Annotated in this window: 13 protein-coding genes, 1 tRNA gene and 1 other RNA gene; 12 read left to right on the top strand and 3 right to left on the bottom strand. The window is 40.1% G+C overall.

What is annotated here, in order from left to right; genetic code table 11:
* Positions 1-127 precede the first annotated feature (127 nt).
* From AC0IWT_RS04770 to AC0IWT_RS04730, 9 genes are all read left to right on the top strand, one after another.
* Entirely contained in the window at positions 128-3,394 is a 3,267-nt protein-coding gene (locus AC0IWT_RS04770) for a SusC/RagA family TonB-linked outer membrane protein (RefSeq protein WP_471796207.1), read from the top strand.
* A gap of 143 nt (positions 3,395-3,537) precedes the next feature.
* Positions 3,538-4,932: a RagB/SusD family nutrient uptake outer membrane protein gene (locus tag AC0IWT_RS04765; RefSeq protein ID WP_471796206.1), complete on the top strand. Its 1,395-nt coding sequence runs from the start codon at positions 3,538-3,540 to the stop codon at positions 4,930-4,932.
* Between the two features lie 69 nt (positions 4,933-5,001).
* Positions 5,002-5,910, top strand: coding sequence for a glycerophosphodiester phosphodiesterase family protein (locus tag AC0IWT_RS04760; RefSeq protein WP_471796205.1), 909 nt, complete (start codon positions 5,002-5,004; stop codon positions 5,908-5,910).
* A gap of 391 nt (positions 5,911-6,301) precedes the next feature.
* Positions 6,302-9,289, top strand: coding sequence for a SusC/RagA family TonB-linked outer membrane protein (locus AC0IWT_RS04755; protein ID WP_471796204.1), 2,988 nt, complete (start codon positions 6,302-6,304; stop codon positions 9,287-9,289).
* A gap of 11 nt (positions 9,290-9,300) precedes the next feature.
* Positions 9,301-10,890, top strand: coding sequence for a RagB/SusD family nutrient uptake outer membrane protein (locus AC0IWT_RS04750; RefSeq protein WP_471796203.1), 1,590 nt, complete (start codon positions 9,301-9,303; stop codon positions 10,888-10,890).
* Positions 10,891-10,908: 18 nt separating this feature from the next.
* The gene (locus tag AC0IWT_RS04745) at positions 10,909-11,973 is read left to right on the top strand and encodes a phosphatidylinositol-specific phospholipase C1-like protein (protein ID WP_471796202.1); all 1,065 of its coding nucleotides are present in this window, start codon (positions 10,909-10,911) and stop codon (positions 11,971-11,973) included.
* A 5-nt stretch (positions 11,974-11,978) separates the two neighbouring features.
* Positions 11,979-13,391 carry an alkaline phosphatase gene (locus tag AC0IWT_RS04740; protein WP_471796201.1) on the top strand — a complete coding sequence of 471 codons (1,413 nt, stop codon included), beginning with the start codon at positions 11,979-11,981 and terminating at the stop codon, positions 13,389-13,391.
* Between the two features lie 60 nt (positions 13,392-13,451).
* A complete protein-coding gene (locus tag AC0IWT_RS04735) occupies positions 13,452-14,624 on the top strand; it encodes a CehA/McbA family metallohydrolase (protein ID WP_471796200.1) in 1,173 nt (390 codons plus the stop codon).
* A 64-nt stretch (positions 14,625-14,688) separates the two neighbouring features.
* Positions 14,689-16,554 carry an alkaline phosphatase gene (locus tag AC0IWT_RS04730; RefSeq protein ID WP_471796199.1) on the top strand — a complete coding sequence of 622 codons (1,866 nt, stop codon included), beginning with the start codon at positions 14,689-14,691 and terminating at the stop codon, positions 16,552-16,554.
* 170 nt (positions 16,555-16,724) lie between these two features.
* Here the strand turns inward: AC0IWT_RS04730 and AC0IWT_RS04725 are convergent.
* A tRNA-Lys gene (locus AC0IWT_RS04725) sits at positions 16,725-16,797 on the bottom strand.
* Between the two features lie 361 nt (positions 16,798-17,158).
* Between AC0IWT_RS04725 and AC0IWT_RS04720 the strand changes: the two genes are divergently transcribed.
* The 3 genes from AC0IWT_RS04720 (at position 17,159) to AC0IWT_RS04710 (ending at position 19,101) form a co-directional block, all read left to right on the top strand.
* A complete protein-coding gene (locus tag AC0IWT_RS04720) occupies positions 17,159-18,202 on the top strand; it encodes an MFS transporter (protein ID WP_471796198.1) in 1,044 nt (347 codons plus the stop codon).
* A 3-nt stretch (positions 18,203-18,205) separates the two neighbouring features.
* The gene (locus AC0IWT_RS04715) at positions 18,206-18,499 is read left to right on the top strand and encodes a hypothetical protein (protein ID WP_471796197.1); all 294 of its coding nucleotides are present in this window, start codon (positions 18,206-18,208) and stop codon (positions 18,497-18,499) included.
* Between the two features lie 107 nt (positions 18,500-18,606).
* Complete coding sequence (locus tag AC0IWT_RS04710; RefSeq protein ID WP_471796196.1) at positions 18,607-19,101, top strand: D-glycero-alpha-D-manno-heptose-1,7-bisphosphate 7-phosphatase; 495 nt, start codon at positions 18,607-18,609, stop codon at positions 19,099-19,101.
* A 65-nt stretch (positions 19,102-19,166) separates the two neighbouring features.
* Here AC0IWT_RS04710 and fsa read toward each other — a convergent pair whose 3' ends face one another.
* The gene (fsa, locus tag AC0IWT_RS04705) at positions 19,167-19,826 is read right to left on the bottom strand and encodes a fructose-6-phosphate aldolase (protein WP_056872338.1); all 660 of its coding nucleotides are present in this window, start codon (positions 19,824-19,826) and stop codon (positions 19,167-19,169) included.
* Positions 19,827-19,911: 85 nt separating this feature from the next.
* Positions 19,912-20,011: signal recognition particle sRNA small type (gene ffs, locus AC0IWT_RS04700), an RNA gene on the bottom strand.
* Positions 20,012-20,374 lie beyond the last annotated feature (363 nt).

Below are 20,374 nucleotides of genomic sequence, written 5' to 3'. Positions count from 1 at the left end.
CACACCTAGTTTTGCGGAATGATAGCAACAGCTGATTAACCCTTTCACCTTGCCTAGGTGAAATTTAAAACTTACACCAAAATATAACTCAAGCCTTATTAAAAAAATCATTACTAACAATTAAAAGATGACATCAATTCTTCTTAAAGCGGGTATTAAACTTACCTGCAGACGATTACTTATGCCAATAGGATTACTGGCAATATGTAATTTTCAAACCTTGGCGGCAAGCCCTCACCTTAGTGTTCCGGTTGCTAAAAATAAGTTCGCTTTTACGGTAAGTGGTACTGTAACCGACGGGAATCAACTACCAATTCCGGGCGTTAGCGTTTACGATAAAAGAACCAGGAAAACAACCGTTACAGATGGCAACGGCAGATATTCCATAGCACTTGACGAAGCAGCAACACTCGTTTTTTCATTTGTTGGTTATGATACGCAGGAAATATCGGTTACGACAACCCGCACGTTAAACGTTTCGTTAAAAGAAAGTAGCAACACTTTAGATGAAGTGGTTGCAATTGGTTATCAAAAAATACGAAAATCGGATGTAACCGGGGCGATTAGCAGTGTTAAAGCTGCCGAGCTTAATTTAACATCGCCAACCGTTGGTCAGGCTTTGGTAGGTAAAGTTGCGGGTGTACAGGTTTCGCAAACCAGTGGTGCGCCCTATGCCGGAACTAAAATCAGGGTTCGTGGTATTGGTTCAATCAATGCAAGTTCAGATCCTTTGTACGTAATCGATGGTTATCCGGCAGGAAATAACGTTTCTATAAATCCTGAAGACATTGAAAGCATCGACATCCTAAAAGATGCGGCTTCTGCGGCGATTTATGGTTCGAGAGCTTCGGGAGGGGTAGTTTTGATTACAACTAAAAGAGGCCAGGATGGTAAAGGACGGTTTGAATACGATGTTCAGGCCGGCATTTCGCAACTGGCAAAAAAAGTTAAATTGCTGGATGCAAACCAGTTCATCCAACTCCTTATCGACGGCCGTAACAACGCCTATAAAGATTTATGGGTAAATTCTGGTAAAACATGGAACGATGCAATGTTTGGAGATAATAATGCAACACGTATTGCAAATGTTGGAAATGGAAGCAGCGTTAGTATCCCAGCCGATTTATATAACTTCTCTACGCAACAGGCAATTCCTGCAAAGTATAATACCGACTGGCAGGATGAACTTTACAGAAATGCGGCGTTTCAACGCCATAATCTTTCCTTTTCTGGTGGCAACAAAGATGTGAGGTATTTTATGAGCGGTGGTTACCAGAACAATGATGGTATCGTTACTAATACAAATCAAAAAGTAATCAACTTCCGGGCTAATATTGATGGAAACGTTAGCGAGCGCCTGCATGTGGGTGCAAATATGTCGTATACTCAAAACAACAACCGGGAGGTTCGCGAGGGGCGTTACGATTTAAGTCCGATGATGTCTGCCTTAATCTATCTTCCATACTTACCTGCGAGAGACGCTAATGGCAACCCGATTCAATTTGGTATGGCGTCATTGGCGTCGGTTTATGGTATCCAAAACCCGGAAAATCCTTTAGCAACTGTGGAGCAGCTAAAAATATCTAGAAAGGGCGACAGAAGCACTTATAATGCCAACGCCGCATACAAAATTCTGGACGGTTTAAGTTTTAAAGCAAATCTTGGTATGCAAACCTACAGTGAGAAATACGATTTCTACCTGCCAACAAGTTTAAGTAATGGGAACAATCCACCTTACTCAACAGCTTCGCTTGCTGCTGCTACCGCAATTGCGCAAAACTTAAAACAGATAGATCAACTGGCAGAGTTTACATTAAATTATAACAAAACATTTGGTAAACATAAAATTGATGTTTTGGCAGGTTATTCGGCTCAAAAAACAACGAGTGATTTAATTCGTGTTTCTGCCAAAGGCTTTCAAAATGATAATATAGGTGAGATAACGGACAAGGGTGCCGATGCAAGTTTTTTTGCGCTTGATAATGCTGCAAAATCAACCAATACATTGCTTTCTTACTTTGGCCGTTTTAGTTACAATTACGCCGGAAAATATTTTTTAACGGGTTCCTTTCGTCGTGATGGTTCTTCAAGGTTCGGACCATTAAATAAATACGGGAATTTTCCATCCGTTGCAGCGGGCTGGAGCTTATCAGAAGAAGAATTTTACAACAATTTTCTTGGCGAGCAGTCTACTGTTAAAATTAGAGCAAGCTGGGGTTTAAGTGGAAATAATAACATTCCAAACTACAGAACCCAACAGGAAATGAGTTCCCCGGGTGGGGTTGTTTTCGGTAACTCAATTTCGACTGCAATTTGGCCAAATGCTATTCAGGACGGAAGCCTGGGATGGGAATCAACCTCGCAATACAACTTCGGTGCCGATTTAGGTCTGTTTAAAAACCGAGTATCCGTTATTGCTAACTATTACCTAAGTTACTCGTACAATTTATTGTTTAATCAATCTATTTCTGCAATTTCTGGAACATCATCCATATTAACTAACCTTGCAGATAGTAAAATCCGCAACAAAGGCTTCGATGTGCAGGTTGATGGCAGAATTGTTCAAAAAGAGCATTTTACCTTTGGTTTAAGCGGCAATATCGCGGTTAACCGCAACAAAGTTTTAAATATGGGCGGAGCGAGCACAATTTTAACCAATGGCGCTGAACGTTCCTACCTAACGCACATCACCCAGGAAGGGCAGCCTGTTGGGATGTTTTATGGTTTCAAGGCCCTGGGTAGATTAACCGCAGATAATGTTGGCAAGGTAGCGCCTTCGGCATCGGCCACAAACCCGGCAAAAATCGGCGATTTGTATTTTCAGGATACAGATGGCAATGGTATTGTTAACGATGCTGATAAAACAGTAATTGGTACACCATATCCGAAATTCACCTACGGTTTTGCATTAAACACATCATATAAAACCATCGATTTAAGGGCGTCTTTCAACGGCTCTTACGGCAATCAGGTTTTGGATGGCCAGGACTATTATCTTTATAATTTCGAAGGTTCTGGCAACCAGTATGTAGACGTGTCCGACCGCTACAGGAATGAAGCAAACCCTGGAAGTGGTTTAAATTATCGTGCTTCGCGTGCAGGTACGCAAAGTAACAGTACGCGTTTGTCGTCATTCTACATTCAGGATGGTTCATATTTCAGGTGTACAAACATCACTTTAGGATATACATTCCCTAAAAGCCTGGCAACAACTTTGAAAGTGAGCAACGTTCGCGTTTACGCAAGCGTGGATAACGCGTTTACAATTACCGACTACAAAGGATACAACCCGGAAGTAGATTATAGCGGTGGTTCGAATTTAACGCCTGGCGTTGATTACGGAAATTATCCTTTAGCGAGAACTTATAATGTTGGTGTAAAATTGACTTTCTAGAATTTAACAAAATGAAAAAATATACTTTAATTCCCGCTTTATGCATCGCTGTTTGTTTCAGCTCGTGCAAAAAAGAATTTTTACAGCAAACAAACCCAAATGCGGTAATCGTCGACAACTAATTTAAATCTGAAAACGACGTATTGCTGGCTGTAAACGGCGCATATCAATCTTTGCGAAGCAGCAACACCATGGGCGAAAACAGCGGACTATTTACTGATGAACGTTCGGACGATGCAGGCCGTAATGATAACCAGAGTAACGCAGGTGAACCGTTTCAGTTTAATGATTTTTCTTTACTTCCCAGTAATTCATACCTGAAAAGCCATTGGCTTGCGCTTTATCAATCTATAACAAGAAGTAATGTAATCCTGTCTAATATCGACAAGGCGACCTTCACAACGGCCGCAAATAAAAATATTTACAGTGCAGAAGCAAAATTTATCAGGGCGATAATGTATTTTGAACTGGTTAGAAAGTGGGGGCCTGTGCCTTTGGTAACTAAACAGCTTACTACTACCGAAGAAATAGCTGCAAGTACATTCAGGGTATCCGAAGCAGAGGTATATGCACAGATTGTAGCCGATTTGAAAGATGCATTGAATAGCGACTTGCCTAACTTTCAGCCTGTTGCTGGCATTGGTCGTACGTCTAAAGCGGCTATTAATGCCTACTTAGGCAAAGTATATTTAACAATGGCTGCAACGCTGCCTGCCAACAAAACTGAAAACCTCGCCAGCGCAAACACTTATTTGCTCGCCGCTTATAACATGCGGGGGTTCGGCAGTTTATCAGAAATTCCGTATGCGGATGTGTTTGATGTTGCAAAAAAATCTACCTGCAAAGAACTGATTTTTCAGATTTCTTACAAACAGGGCGATTTAAATTACAGCTCAAGCATTGCGGCGAATAATCAGGCCAGAGGAGAATCTATAAATTCGTTAAAGGTTGCTACCGGAATTGGTGGTAATGTTAAGGCAGATTTAATCAACGAATACGAAAGCGGTGATTTACGGAAAGATTTTTCTGTAAAGTTTGCAAATGATGCTAACGTTAAAGATTGGTTCATCACCAAATTCCGCGATGCAAGTGCTGCAGCAACGGTTAATGGCTATGGTGGCAATGATTGGATAATGATGCGCTACGCCGATGTAATTTTGATGCTTGCTGAAGTTGCTAATTTGCAGGGAAATGATGCGCTTGCCGCACAATACCTTGACATGGTGAGGGCACGAGCCGGAAGACCGCTTTACGCAGTTGCTAAAACCGATCCTTTGTACGCCGCTAATTATCCGACAATGAAATTGGCAATTCTGCACGAAAGACGCGTTGAACTTGCTTTTGAACACCACCGGTGGTTCGATTTAATTAGAAATTTCTCTGCTACAGAATTAGTAACCTATCTAAAAGCCAAGCCTCAGGCTTTCTATGGCATTGCAAAACTTGCTAACGTTTCTACAAAAGATCGTTACTTTCCAATTCCGTTTGATGAAGTGAAACTAGATCCAGCGAAGATGTATCAAAATCCTGGCTACTAATTTAAATTGAATTGATGCTTAATGGCGACTGATCTTCAGTCGCCATTTTTAACTTTTAACCAACACTAAATGAAACAATACACGAAGAAGATATTTGTTGTTTTAATTTTTTCAACGGCATTATTTTCGGCAAATGCGCAAAATCCATCCGCAAAACTTGCCGCAGTTTTTAATGGTAATAATAAGCGTATTTTAGTTGCAGCGCACCGCGGCGATTGGCGGAATGCACCTGAAAATTCTATGCAGGCGCTTTTAAATTCCATCGAAAAAGGTTTCGATATTATGGAACTCGATGTTAAAATGACCAGAGACAGCCAGATGGTGGTGATGCACGACAACACGATAGACAGAACGACAAACGCAAAAGGGAAGGTAAGTGATTACACGCTCGATGAGATACTAAAATTTAAGCTTAAAAATGGCTTGGGGAGGGTTACAACGCATTCTATTCCGACAATGAAAGATATGATGTTGGCTGCGAAAGGTAAAATTATCATTAACGTTGATAAGGGTAACGATCACCTAAAGCAAGTTTTCCAGATACTTACCGAAACAGGAACTTTGAGCCAGGCGATAGTAAATGTTGGTGACAATGTTGATTATGCTAAGCTAAAAAAGGATGAAAATGTACCAGAGCAAGCATATTTGATGGTAGTTGTAAACATGAAACGAAATGATTTTGCTGCCATTGCCAGCAGTTATTTGCCTAACATGCGAAGCATCATTCAACCAATTTTTGATACTGATTCTCTTGAAAGCATTAATGCAATACCACAAATTGCCAAGAAACAGGTTGTTTGGTTAAACAGTCTTTGGCCATCACTTAATGGTGGACATGATGATGACCGGGCTGTTGAGCAAAACCAGAAAAAGGAAAGCTGGGGTTGGCTAATTGAAAAAAAGCCGTCAATTTTGCAAACAGACAGGCCAAGTGATCTACTCTTCTATTTAAAAAAAGCTGGCTTACACAGCAACTGATTTCAGATGGTGCTGAATTGTTAACCGAGCCATGAAGCAACAAATTAAAGGCCTAAACTAGTAAAGCAATTCAAAATAAAGCACAAACAAACTTTTGCCTGGATTCTAAGGAGTCACTTTTGTGCCTCCTTTTTTATTGGAATTTGATATCCGCGATGCGGAAAAAGCATTTTAATTTAAGCATATGTGGTTGATGTTAAGTTAATATTCAGTTTCGATTCTTAAATGCCTATTCTCTTAATATTCAATTTAAATAGCTTGGTTATTTTAACAATTTAATAACCCTGGCTAACCAAAATGCTAACGCACCCGGGTGATCTTTGTGGCGCAGTGAGCATTTCATCTACGGTATGCTCAACTGCGTAATCCAAACATTCATAACAAATCATTCATGAAACAAAACTACAAATTCCATTATTTGTCTTTTATTGCAAAATGGCAATGTTTTACCGCATTGTTATTTTTCCTTTCATTTAGTCTTTTTGCACAAAACGTAAAAAATGTTACCGGTAAGGTTGTTGATGAAAGCAATCAGGCTGTTCCTGGCGTAACCATTCGGATTAAGGGAAGCAACAGCGGAACCTCTACAAATGCAGATGGTATTTACAACATTCAGGCAAAAAGTACAGATGTTATTACCTATTCTATGCTGGGCGGATTAACAAAGGAAATTGCAGTTGGAAACCAGACAACGATTAATGTAACGCTAATGCCCGACAATCAAACTTTGAAAGATGTGGTTGTCATCGGTTACGGTACGGCGAATAAGAAAGATTTAACCGGCGCCGTTACTTCCATTAAAGCCGAAGAATTTAATCAGGGCGTGTTGGTCAATCCGGCGCAATTGTTACAAGGAAAAGTTGCTGGCTTAAACGTTACAAAAAGTGGCGACCCAAATGCAAAGCCATCAACCATTTTGCGTGGTCCATCTACCTTAAGAGAAGGAGCCGCACAGGAACCATTCTATGTTATTGATGGCGTTCCGGGTGCTTCAATCGATTTGCTTGCACCTTCAGATATCGAAAATATCGACATTCTGAAAGATGCATCTTCTACAGCAATTTATGGTTCGAGAGCTGCAAACGGCGTTATAATTGTTACCACCAAAAGATCCAAAAACGGACAGGCCCGCCTATCGTATAGTGGTTATGCCGCGGTAGAAAAAGTTTCGAAAAAGTACGACATGCTTTCAGCACCAGAGCTGAGACAATATTTAGCCGATAACAAACAAACCTTAAATGCGGTTGATGATGATGGTTCTGATACGAACTGGCAATCGCTGCTGGAACGCACAGGCTATTCGCAAAACCACAACTTGTCTTACGGGGGCGCCGGACAATCATCAGATTATGGTGCAAGTGTAAACTACCTCGATAACAAAGGCATTTTAAAAAATACATCGTTAAAAAGAACTGTAGTTCGGGCTTACCTCAATCAAAAGTTTTTTAATGATAGGTTAAAGTTAGGCTTAACGATTACCAACAGTAATTCGAAAAGTTCAGACATTTACCAATCTCAGGCCTTGCCAAATATGCTTTTCTATTTGCCAACGGTTAGTCCTTTTAATACTGATGGTACTTACAAGGAAAACTACAACCGTACCGGAAGTGGAACAAGAAACCCCTTATCAATTGTAGATAATAATGCAATTGCTAACCTGAACAATAAAACGTTAATTAATGGAATGGCCCAGGTAAACATTATCGATGGTTTGAAATTTACAGCAAGCGTTTCATCACAAAGAGACCAGAATAATTACAGCACCTACCTAAACAGCCAATCTGGTTTAGCCAGAGGTGTTAACGGGCAGGCGCAAAAAATCGATGTGCTGAATAAAAGTCAGGTGTTGGAAGGCTATTTTAACTACGATAAAACATTTGGAAAACACAGTTTAAAACTACTTGGTGGGTACTCCTGGCAGGAAGACAGAACCAATGACGGTTTTGGTGTAACGACACAAAATTTTTCTAATGATAACTTAGGTTACAATAACCTTTTTCTCTCTAACCCAACTTTACTATCGCAAATTGCGTTTAACAATGCGCCAATTTCTACGTTGAGGTTGATATCTTACTACGGCAGGGTTCAGTACAACTATAACGAGCGGTATTTGTTCCAGGCATCGTTAAGGGATGATGGTTCCTCGGCTTTCGGAAGAAACAATCGTTGGGGTTTATTTCCGGCAGTTTCTGCAGGATGGAGAATCATCAGTGAAGATTTTATGCAGGCGGTTCCGGTAATCAGTGATTTAAAACTTCGTGCAGGCTACGGTGTATCAGGTAACAGCCTGGGCTTTGATGCGTTTTCATCTTTACTAATTTATGGAACGCTTTCAGGCAGTAACAAATTTCTAAATAACGGCAACATCAGTAATGCAATTGGGCCGGTAAGAAATGAAAACCCCGATTTAAAATGGGAGAGTACTGCAACCACAAACATTGGTTTAGATTTCGGTTTATTTAAAGACAGGATTACCGGTTCCTTAGATTTTTATGTTAAACAAACCTCCGATTTAATCTACGACCGTTACGAGGTTTCTACCACTCAGTTTTTCCTTCCAACCATTACCGCCAACGTAGGTAAAATTAAAAACACTGGTATTGAGCTTTCATTAAATGCAGTTGCTGTGAAAACCAATAATTTCAGGTGGACAACTTCGCCAAATATCGCACACAATAAAAACGTTGTTCAGACGCTGTCTGATGATTTTTATAAAATTGCTGCCATTCAAACAGCACAGTTAGGTGGAAAAGGACAATCTGGAAACTACAGTCAGCTAATTCAGCCTGGCTTTGCGCTGGGTACATTTAATTTATGGAATTATGCTGGTAAAAATGCTGCAGGCGTGAGTACATACATAAATGCTGCCGGACAAACCATTGCTACACAACCTTTAACAACCGATGCAAAAATTGCTGGCGATGCACAACCGAAATTAATTTATGGCTGGGCAAACAGTTTTAGCTACAAGAACTGGGATTTAAACTTTTTAGTTCGCGGGGTATTGGGAAACAAAATTTTGAATGCTACAGCAGCATCGTTAAATAATCCTGCTGATGCAAAGCTGCAAAATATACCAAGGTTTACTGTGGGCGAATCGTTCAACGATATAAATGCTTACCTGATTTCTGATCGTTTTCTTGAAAGTGGTTCTTACCTGCGGTTAGACAATGCAACACTTGGCTACACCATAAAACCTAAAACACCTTCAATTAAAGCGGTAAGGCTCTATGTTACTGCTAACAATCTGTTTGTAATTACAAATTACAGCGGTATCGACCCCGAAATTAATATTGGTGGTTTAACGCCGGGAATTGATAACAATAACTATTATCCAAAAACAAGAACTTTCAGCTTCGGTGTAAGCGCATCATTCTAAAAAATACAAAAATGAAAAAATATATTATTCTGTTTAATATTCTTGCATGTTTAATGATTTTCGAATCATGTAGCAAATTAGACGTCGATGTAGAATCGCAGTATGTGAAAGATAATTTTCCATATACCAATTCAGATTATGCAGCACTTTATGGCACGATGTATTCCAACCTTTCGTCGCAATATGGCGTACCTTACTGGAGAATGCAGGAGCTTTCTACCGATGCGGCAATTATTCCGGCCCGGGATGGTAACTTTGATGATGGCGGCCAGTATCGTCAGCTTCATTACCACACCTGGACAATAGACCACCCTAACGTTAGGGACATTTGGCAATGGGGTTTTGGTGGCATCAATAACTGTAACCGTTTAATTAACCTAACCAATGAATCGTCAGTTTCTGCTGCTTCAAAAGCAAGTAGTTTAGCTGAAGTAAAGGCCATGCGGGCCTTGTATTATTATTTTATGATGGATTTATATGGTAATGTCCCGATTATTGATTCATTTCCTGTAAGCACGCTTCCGGGCAACCAATCACGCGATAAGGTATTTGATTTTATTGAGAAAGAACTTCTGGCCGTGGTTGCCCAGCTTCCTGTAAAAGATAATAATAACCGGGTTTTGGTTTATGGCAGGCCAACACAGGCAATGGCTTATGCTTTGCTCGAAAAAATGTATTTAAATGCAGAAGTATACACCGGAAAACCAAGATACCAGGATGCTGTGGTAATGGCTGATAACATTTTGAAAAACAGCAATTATGCGCTAGACACAAAATACAGCGATATTTTTGATGTTAATAACGGTCCGCAAATAAACGAAACAATTTTCGCAGTTCCATATGATCAGCAGATTCCTGGAAATCAGATCACAAGGTTTGGTTTTTACCCGGCGCTGGCGGCAGCTTACGGCATAAACGTTGGTTTTAGTATTGCAATGAGCACCACACCCGAATATTATAACCGCTTTAATTTAACCAATGATATTCGCAACAGTTTCTGGTTAATCGGTAAGCAATATGCGCCAGATGCAAATCGCAAGCCAGATTTAACGAAGCCGATTTTAGTAGCTGGTACAACAAACCAAATAGAAATTACGCCAGATTTAATTCTGAAACCCGGTAAACCTATGGATTTAGGCAACGCAGTTGCCGACCAGGCAAAGGGTGTGCGTTCGGTAAAATATTGGCCAGATGTAAATGCCATCCAGGCAACCAGGTTAAGCGGCAACGATATGCCACTTCTACGCCTTGCCGATGTAATTTTGATGAAAGCGGAAGCCATTTTAAGAGGTGCAACAGCAACTTCAGTAAATGGTGAACTTCAAACGCCAATGGTATTGGTAAATAAAGTGCGAAACCGTGCCGGCGCTGCGAGCGCATCAACAGTAACTTTAAGTACTTTGCTTGATGAGCGGGCACGTGAGTTTAGTTGGGAGGCCTGGAGAAGGAATGACTTAATCCGTTTCGGACAATTCGAAACTGAATATCCACTTCCAAATGATGTACTTTTTATGAATAAAGACGTTACCAGAAGAATTTATCCAATTCCAGCAAACGAGCTTAAGCTTAATTCAAACCTGAAACAAAATCCTGGCTACTAATATTTTTAAACTTCAACTATGAGATTGATTACCTGTGTTGGTTTATTGCTGGTGCTGCCTGCAATTGCCTTAATCGCGAAAAAGGAAGATTTACCGATAAACCAGATACAAGTTATCGGCTCACATAACAGTTATAAACAAGCCATTAATCCTGCGCTGTTTAATGTTTTGAAAGCGCAGGATACATTGGCAGCCAACAGCCTGGATTATGATCATATTCCAATGCCGGAGCAGTTGGAAATGGGTTTAAGAAATCTCGAAATTGATGTATATGCCGATGCTAAAGGTGGAAAATATGCTCATCCTGCGGGCTTTGAGCGTGTAAAAGGACAGCCAGCGTTTGATAAAGATGGCGAAATGGAAAAGCCGGGATTTAAGGTTCTGCATGTGCCTGATCTTGATTTCAGGTCGTCGGCACTCACGTTAGCCATTGCCTTGCAGCAGCTTAGAAAATGGTCGGAAGCTAATCCTGAACACAGTCCGGTTTTTATTACGCTGGAAGTTAAAGACGATTCGATAAAAAGAAAAGGGTTTACACAACCGGAAATGTTCACAGGAAAAACTTTCGATGGGTTGGATTCTGTTATTATGGCAAATCTGGGTAAAGGTCACGTTTTGAATCCTGATTTGATTCGTGGAAATTACAAAACCCTGGAAGCAGCGGTTCTTGCTAAAAACTGGCCCAAAATGAGTGAGGCGAAAGGCAAATTCCTTTTTATTCTTGATGCTAAAGGAAGAAAACTAAGCACCTACATAAAAGATCATCCGTCGCTAAAAGGAAGAACAATGTTTGCAAATGCCGAAGCCGGCACCCCGGAGGCTGCGCTTATGATTAGAAATGATCCCTTTGATGAGCAAATTCCAAATTTAGTTCGTAAAGGGTACATCATCAGAACCCGAGCTGACGCAGATACAAAACAGGCCAGGACAAATGATCGCAGGGATTTTGAAGCAGCCTGCAATTCAGGCGCTCAAATTATTACAACCGACTATTATAAAAAGAGCACGCATTTTCCATCAGAATATGTAATCAGCTTTGCTGATGGAAAATATTTTAGAGCAAACCCATTATTTAAAAGATAGAGAACATGAACAGACGATCGTTATTAAAAGGCAGTTTGCTAACTGGATTGGGCTTGCCCTTTATTGGCTTAAATGATATTGCGGCAAAGCAACTTTCACATAATAAAAAAGCCAAAAACATCATCATGATGGTTAGCGATGGCATGAGCATTGGCACATTAAATATGGCAGATTTGTACTCAAACCGCATTTTGGGCAAGAGCAGTAAATGGCTTGGTTTGTACCGGGATAATAAAGCTGTTCGTGCCTTAATGGATACCGCTTCGGCAAGTTCGCTCGTTACCGATTCTGCTGCGGCAAGTTCATCATGGGGTGGGGGTATTAGGGTAAGAAACGGCGCACTTAATGTGGGTGTAAATGGCGAGAAGCCTCAGCCAATTCTTCAAAAATTTAAAGAGAAAGGTAAAAAGGTAGGCTGCGTAACCACAGTGCCGGTTACACACGCAACTCCTGCCGGTTTTTGCATTAATATTGATAACCGGGGCGGACAGGATGTTATTGCAGAGATGTATCTGAATTTAAAATTTGATGTGATGATGGGCGGCGGGCACAAGTATTTTGGCGAAAAAAGGGCCGGTGGCAACCTGATTCCAAAATATTTGACGGCTGGTTACAAAGTTGCCGAAAACAGAGATGAGATGCTGGCGTTGGATAAATCTAAACCTGTTTTAGGTTTATTTGCAGAAGATGGATTACCTTATGAAGTGGACCGGATGCATGATCAGGCGCTAATGAAGTCGACACCAACTTTAGCAGAGATGACCATGAAGGCCATTGAATTGATGAAAGACAATAAAGATGGTTTTGCTTTGCAGGTTGAAGGTGGAAAGGTGGATTGGGCAGCGCATTCCAATGATGTTAGTGGGTTAATTTTCGATCAGCTTGCTTTTGATGAGGCTGTTGGAAAAGTAATAGAATTTGCTGAACAAGATGGAGAAACACTGGTCATCATTACCACAGACCACGGCAACTCAAATCCGGGTTTATTCTATGCCGATGAGGCCAATAGAAAATTCGATTCCCTTCAAAACTTTAAACACAGCAATACCTGGTTACTGGCTCAGCTTAATCAATCTTTTGGAGAGCAAAAAATAATAGATTTGATAAAAGAAAACCAGGGTTTTGAGATGAAACCAGACGACGTAAAGTCGTTGTTAGTGCATTTTAAGGAAATTGTTCCCGGGCAGCTTTACAATGAATCGAATTTACCATTTTATGAATATGGAAAAATTCTGGGGAAATATACAGATGTTCAGTGGGCTGGCATGAACCATACCGGTGATTACGTTGAACTTACGATGTTTGGGCCGGGAGCAGAAAATCTTAAACCATTTATAAAGAACTATGAACTTCATAACTTTATGCTTAAAGCTGCTGAAATGCCGGAAAGTTTCATCGTGAAATCTTCAACGATATAGAAGCAATTAATTGATGTTTTCCAGCCTTAGGAAGGGCATTTTAAAAAAGAATCAGACATAATGTATTCTAAATTTATATACATTTCATTCATTACGATTGCACTATTTTTCGTAACTGTTGAGGATGGAATTAGTCAGGAAGTAACCAATCCTCCGAAAATTACAAATCCTAATGGCCTTTGGCTTAAAGGGGATTTACACGTACACTCCAGGCACAGCACCGAATCCTCAAATAATTCTGTGGCTAAAATTATTAATTTTTCGAAATCGGTAGGCATGGATTATTTGTGCATTACAGATCATGATAATCATGTAAATGGCGATGTTGCGCATCACACCTGGGCCGATCCTGAATTTAAATCAGATTCTCTGCTACTATTATTCGGTGCGGAATGGACCACCACACGGGGACATGGCAATGTTTTCTCCGACAAACCTTACAACCACCAGCGTTTGTATGACATCAGAGATGCGAGGGACGTTAATATCGCGAAGGTTAAAAATTCACTCGGCGTACACTTGTCGGCAAATCATCCCAGCGGTAAAGACAATTTTGGATTTTCTTATGATTTGGTACAGTCGATAGAGGTTTGGAATTCTGCTGTTTGGGCAAAGAACGCCAACGCTATCATGATATGGGATGATATGCTTTCTTCAGGAAGGATGATGACCGGAAGAGGTGGGAGTGATGCACACCACGGTAAGCCAACCGGAACAGAGCAACCCACATCAAATACGCCACAAGCTGAATATAATTATGTTGGAACGCCGACGACCTGGGTTTTTGCAAAACGCAGGGATTTAGCCTCGGTAATCGATGCATTAAATCATGGAAACGTCTCGGTGAGTTCAAATCCATTTTCACCGCGTGTCGAATTTTATGCCGATGCGAATAATGACGGAAATTTTGAAATGATGATGGGCGATAATGCGGTTTCGAACGGTAAACAAATAAATTTTCAAGTGCAATTATCAGGCAACTCACTGCCAGATGAAACGTATACGATAACGATAATTAAAAACGGTAGAAAATTAAATGCTTTCCAGGTAAAAGGTAAAGTTCCAGCTGTCAAATTCACGGATACACCAGAACTAAAAGGCCGTACCTACTACCGCGTTACTGTTGAGGGACAAAATACACCTTATCCGCAGGTGCCAAAATCAATGTCGTTAAGTGAAAAGATGGTGGCGCTTTCAAACCCAATTTACTTTAACTTTGATCCAAAGTTTTAAGCCGAACAGGCTTTAAAATGCCTTGTTTTGCCATAATATCCATTTGCTTTTAATACAAAAACTAATGAAACTTTCTTTCTTACCATATTTGGTTGTACTTTTTCTGTTTGCGGCAGTAAGCAGCGCACAAACAATTAAGGTTACGCATGGGCATAGTCACAACGATTATCATCAGAATATTCCGCTTCTCCAGGCTTACTATTCGGGCATGGGCTCTATCGAGGCCGACGTATTTTTAAAAGACAATGAGCTATCGGTAGCTCATGAACCTGCTGAAATTAAAGCGGGCAAAACGCTAACTAAGTTGTATTTGTCGCCACTTGCAGAACTTTACAAGGATAACGGAAACCATGCATTTAAAAATACAGCGCAGAAACTTCAGTTGGTAATAGATATTAAACAGGATCATCAAAATGTATTGAAAAAACTGATAAGTGAGTTAGCGCCATTTGGTGATGTTTTCAATGCTGAAAAAAATGAAAACGCAATCAGGATTGTAATCAGTGGAGATATGCCTGTACCTGCCAACTTTGAAAACTGGCCTCCATTTATTTATTTCGATGGCCGGCCCGAAACAAAGTATACTGCCGAGCAATTTAAACGGGTTGCAATGATAAGCCAGGACATTAAAAAATATACCGTTTGGAATGGAAAAGGTGTGCCAACACCAACAGATTATGCAAAGTTAAAACAAGTGTTAACCGCTGCACATGAGGCTGGAAAACCCTTTCGCTTTTGGGGAACAGCTGACAATCCGAATACCTGGCTGGTATTAAGTCGCCTTGGTGCCGATTGGCTAAATACCGACCATCCGGAAAAGCTTGCCGAATTTTACAGCAACCAACAAAAGCTCAGTTACACCAACCCACAGCCATATCCGGTTTACACACCAAGCTATCGAAGTGATGATAAAAAAAGTCGCGTTAAAAACGTTATTTTATTAATTGGCGATGGAATGGGGCTGGCACAAATTCATGCAGGTTTGATAGCTAACCATGGCGATTTAAATTTAAGCAGGTTCAAAAGTATTGGCTTCTCAGAAACCGCCGCCGCCAATTCTGATAACACCGATTCGGCAGCTGGCGCCACGGCGATGGCTACCGGTAAAAAAACGAATAACCGTTTTATTGGCATGGATGCCAATGAGCAAAGGTTAACCAATTTGGTAGATACCCTTGCCCATTTTGGAATGAAGAGCGGCATTATCAGCGTTGGCGACATCACCGATGCAACTCCGGCAGCCTTTTATGCGCACCAGACAGAGCGGACAATGAGCAACGCTATTGCTGCAGACCTTCAGCAATCGAAGGTTTCTGTTCTAGTCGGTTCTAACCAGGATGCTTTTTTTAAAAACAAAGACAATAGTTTGATGGATAAACTAGCTAAATCTGGTTTCAAGCTAAATACAGATTTGGAAAGTTTCGTTAAGCAGGTAGCTGGCAAACAGTTGGTTTTGTTGCCCAAAGAAGCTACAAGCTCGGTATTAAAAGGCCGTGGTGATGTTTTGAAGCAATCACTTAATAAAACCATCGAAATTTTAAGCGAAAATAAAAATGGCTTTTTCATTATGGCTGAAGCAGCGCAAATTGATCATGGCGGCCATTCAAACGATTTGCCTGTTGTAGTTACCGAAATGCACGACTTTGATAAAACAATCGAAGCTGCACTCCGTTTTGCAGATAAAGACGGCGAAACGCTCGTTATTGTTACTGCCGACCATGAAACTGGTGGCCTGACCCTTTTAGATGCAGACACGCGAAACGGGCAGATAACCGGACATTTTAGTACAGACGATCATACAAATATTATGGTACCCGTTTTTGCTTACGGGCCTAAATCTGCGATATTCAAAGGTGTCTATCAAAACAATGAAATTTTTTACAAAATACTTTCGGTTCTTTCAGCTCCTAAAAACAGCGGGAAAAAGTGATATAATTTACCGTTAATTGAGGGAAGGATTAGGCGGAAAGTTGGCAAAAGTTGATTAGACAGCAACCATACTTTTTCTGTCGGAGAACGTTCAAATGAACTTATCTCTAAAAGTAAAACCCTGCTAATCGTGCGATTGCAGGGTTTTATACGTTTTGATAGTCTTTGATGTGATCCCGCTGGGATTCGAACCCAGGACCACTACATTAAAAGTGTAATGCTCTACCAGCTGAGCTACGGAATCAATTTAAAAGAGACGTTTAATCGTTTCCTTTAAAGTGGTGCAAATATAGGGTTATGATGTATCTGGTGCAAATAAAAAACAGTGAAATATTCTACATTACTGATTTATAGGGCAATTAATTTATTTCGACTAAAATTTCCGGTATAGAAGGCATTAATTTGAAATTGTTCGCGGCACCTTTAAACTGTTTTTTAATTGAATTTACCTTCCCACACCATATTAGTTAAACCTTTTTTCAATTGTCTCTAATTTTAACTGGTCAACCTATGCTGGTTTTGAAGTTAAAATTACGCAAACGTTTGTTGCTTAAAAAGATGAATTATTTGTTTAGTTTGGCGGTATCAACCAAACCAAACAATTCATGGCAACTACTCAAAAAGATCAGAACTATGGCTTTGCGCTATTTATTATCTGCATTCTGTTTTTCATTTTCGGCTTTATCACCTGGGCCAATAGCCAGCTCATCCCTTACTTAAAAATCGCTTGTCAGCTTACAAGTACCGAATCGTATTACGTGGCTTCTACTTTCTTTGCAGCTTATTTTGTAATGTCAATTCCCTCATCTTATGTCTTAAAATTTACCGGCTTCAAAAACGGCATGTCGGTCGGTTTGTTTGTTATGGCTCTTGGCGCCGCAATCTTTATCCCTGCAGCATATTCAAGAAGTTTCCCAACATTTTTAATTGGGTTATTTGTAATTGGAAGCGGTTTGGCTTTACTTCAAACTGCATCAAACCCCTACGCTGCGGCAATTGGGCCTAAGGAAAGTGCTGCCAAAAGAATCAGCATCCTGGGTATTTGTAATAAAATCGCGGGCATCATGGCGGTTTATGCTTTGGGCAGCATCATACTCAAAGATAGCGATGCTTTTGAGGCAAGTTTAAAAACGATGAATGATGCGGCAAAGAATCTAGCCCTTAATCAACTTGCTGAAAAAGTTGTTGTGCCATACATCGTTATTGCAGCATCTTTTGCGCTGGTGGGTATACTATTGCTGGTTATTAAACTTCCGGCAGTTGATGAAGCAGACGACTCACTAATTCTTGAAGGTGATCCGCAGAGTAGTTTTAAAGGCGTTAAGGAAAAAACAGTTCTGAATTTTCCACATTTAATAATTGGCGTACTGGCCTTATTTTTCTATGTCGGCATGGAGGTGATTAGTTACGATACTTTCGCTGCATTTGGTACGCATTTGGGTTATTCGCTTGATGTGTCTAAAAGTTTCGCAACTTACACCGGTTATGGCTTGCTGCTTGGCTATACTGTTGGCATTGTATCGATTCCAAAGCTTATTTCACAACGAAACGCTCTTGTAATTTCCTGTGTTCTCAGCATACTCCTTGTCGTTTTAGTGATGATGATAAAATCAAACCCTGATTTTGTGAGTTTGAATTTAGCTGGTTAAATCATGCAGATTCCTAGTCACCCGGCAGTGTGGATTTTTGCACTCCTGGGCTTTTCCAATTCGGTAATGTGGCCGGCAATTTTTCCTATGGCAATTGATGGATTGGGCAAATTTACAAAAATTGGGTCTGCTTTGCTTGTTATGGCTATTGTGGGTGGCGCCATACTGCCACCAGTTTACGGTTATGTATCAGAAAAAATTGGAAGTGCCCAGCAAGCATACGTAATTATGATTCCGGCATACCTGTTCATTTTATATTTTGCTGTGAGTGGTTATAAACTTGGTAAAAAGGCATGATAGATTTGCTGAGATTTTCCATTGCGGGTAATTTTCAGTTAATTTGAGCAATCATTTACAACACGAATCGGCTAAACCCGCTTGTGTTTATAAATCACAATCCATAAATGAACAAAGCTATTTTTCTCGACCGTGACGGCGTTCTGAATCACGAAATATACGATTACATCTGTCGCGTTGAAGATTTTAAAATATTAGATTACCAGATTCCGGTTCTGAAAAGATTTTATGATGAAGGCTATCTGTTAATTGTTATCACAAATCAGGGTGGCATTGCGCTAAAGCGATATACCGAACAGGAGCTGGCCATTATGCACCAAATGCTAAGAAATGCTTTTGTAGCAAAGGGCGCAGATATTGCCGGCTTTTATTATTGCCCGCACCACCCAACAGTTGGTGGCGAATGCAAATGCCGTAAACCTAAATCGGGGATGATTTTAGATGCGATAGATATGTATGATATCGACCCGGCATTATCGGTTATGATAGGCGATAAGCCAAGGGATGTTGAGGCCGCAAATGGGGCAGGGGTTAAGGGAATCTTGATTGAGCCTGATGAGCAAATTGATTACGAAACAGTGAAGAACGTACTAGCTTCGTAAAAGTAAGATAAAAAAAATGCCTTAAACTTTATAGCTTAAGGCATTTTTTGAAATATTGTATTTAGTTATTTACCGGCCGCCTTAGCATGGTCTGCCAGGAAGGTAGCTAAACCGCTATCCGTTAGCGGGTGTTTCAACAAGCCAACAATTGCAGCTAAAGGTGCTGTAATAACGTCGGCACCCAATTTTGCGCAGTTTACAATGTGTAACGGTCCGCGGATTGATGCAGCTAAAATTTGAGTTTCGTAACCGTAGTTATCAAAAATTGTCCTGATGTCTTCAATAAGTACAAGTCCATCACTCGAAATATCGTCTAAACGACCTAAAAATGGCGAAACGTAGGTTGCACCGGCTTTCGCTGCCAATAAAGCCTGACCAGCTGAAAAAATTAGTGTGCAATTTGTTTTTATTCCTTTTGATGAAAAGTATTTTATCGCTTTAACGCCATCCTTAATCATGGGAACTTTCACAACGATTTTTGGGTTAAGTGCCGCAAGAGCTTCGCCCTCTTTAACAATTTCGTCGAAAGTTGTCGAGATTACCTCAGCGCTAACGTTATTGTCAACAATATCACAAATCGCCTTGTAGTGGTTAATTACATTCTCATCACCCGTAATACCTTCTTTAGCCATTAAGCTAGGGTTAGTAGTTACGCCATCTAAAATGCCTAAATCTTGCGCTTCCCTGATTTGATCAAGGTTTGCTGTGTCGATAAAAAATTTCATGGTTATAAATTCTTAAATATTTGAGTTTATGATTCAACCCTGAAGAATTTAATTCCCCCTTCAGGGGATTAAGGGAAAAGAAAAAAAAGGGCAAGCACCTTCTATCGCACCGCTACAACCTTCTACCCTTGCTGCGTTCCCACCCTGGGGGAGTTCAAAGGGAGCTGGTCGTAAAAGACTTGCCCGCCACAAAGGTAGAAAAAGATGTTGTTTCGCAAAATGCATTTTTCTAATTTTTTAGTCATTAATGCTATATCATTGATTAGTAAATTGATAAAATTCATTTTCTGATGCTATAACAGAAATTACAGGAGCAAACGAAAATAATTAATATGGTAATTTTATTCATTTATAAAATTTACATTCATTATTAAATATAGACGTAAATCGGTTTAGCTTTTAAAATTGATTTTTAGAACGATTTTAAATAAATATTGGCTTTATGATTTTATTAATTTATCGGGTCCATCGTTATCGAAATTTTAATTTAGTTAGTTATTATTGCTTTATGGCTAAAATTATTCTAAAAATGGTGTCAATCCTGTAAT

The organism is Pedobacter sp. AC464 (assembly GCF_979253075.1).
The sequence above is the reverse complement of the archived record's forward strand: the minus strand, read 5'-3'. Positions and strand labels throughout refer to the sequence as shown.

Excerpts from the sequence above, each read along its gene's own strand:
- AC0IWT_RS04740 (WP_471796201.1), top strand. The coding sequence starts at position 11,979 with ATGAACAGACGATCGTTATTAAAAGGCAGTTTGCTAACTGGATTGGGC.
- AC0IWT_RS04720 (WP_471796198.1), top strand. The coding sequence starts at position 17,159 with ATGGCAACTACTCAAAAAGATCAGAACTATGGCTTTGCGCTATTTATT.
- AC0IWT_RS04730 (WP_471796199.1), top strand. The coding sequence starts at position 14,689 with ATGAAACTTTCTTTCTTACCATATTTGGTTGTACTTTTTCTGTTTGCG.
- AC0IWT_RS04760 (WP_471796205.1), top strand. The coding sequence starts at position 5,002 with ATGAAACAATACACGAAGAAGATATTTGTTGTTTTAATTTTTTCAACG.
- AC0IWT_RS04770 (WP_471796207.1), top strand. The coding sequence starts at position 128 with ATGACATCAATTCTTCTTAAAGCGGGTATTAAACTTACCTGCAGACGA.
- AC0IWT_RS04745 (WP_471796202.1), top strand. The coding sequence starts at position 10,909 with ATGAGATTGATTACCTGTGTTGGTTTATTGCTGGTGCTGCCTGCAATT.
- AC0IWT_RS04710 (WP_471796196.1), top strand. The coding sequence starts at position 18,607 with ATGAACAAAGCTATTTTTCTCGACCGTGACGGCGTTCTGAATCACGAA.
- AC0IWT_RS04755 (WP_471796204.1), top strand. The coding sequence starts at position 6,302 with ATGAAACAAAACTACAAATTCCATTATTTGTCTTTTATTGCAAAATGG.
- AC0IWT_RS04735 (WP_471796200.1), top strand. The coding sequence starts at position 13,452 with ATGTATTCTAAATTTATATACATTTCATTCATTACGATTGCACTATTT.
- fsa (WP_056872338.1), bottom strand. The coding sequence starts at position 19,826 with ATGAAATTTTTTATCGACACAGCAAACCTTGATCAAATCAGGGAAGCG.
- AC0IWT_RS04750 (WP_471796203.1), top strand. The coding sequence starts at position 9,301 with ATGAAAAAATATATTATTCTGTTTAATATTCTTGCATGTTTAATGATT.
- AC0IWT_RS04715 (WP_471796197.1), top strand. The coding sequence starts at position 18,206 with ATGCAGATTCCTAGTCACCCGGCAGTGTGGATTTTTGCACTCCTGGGC.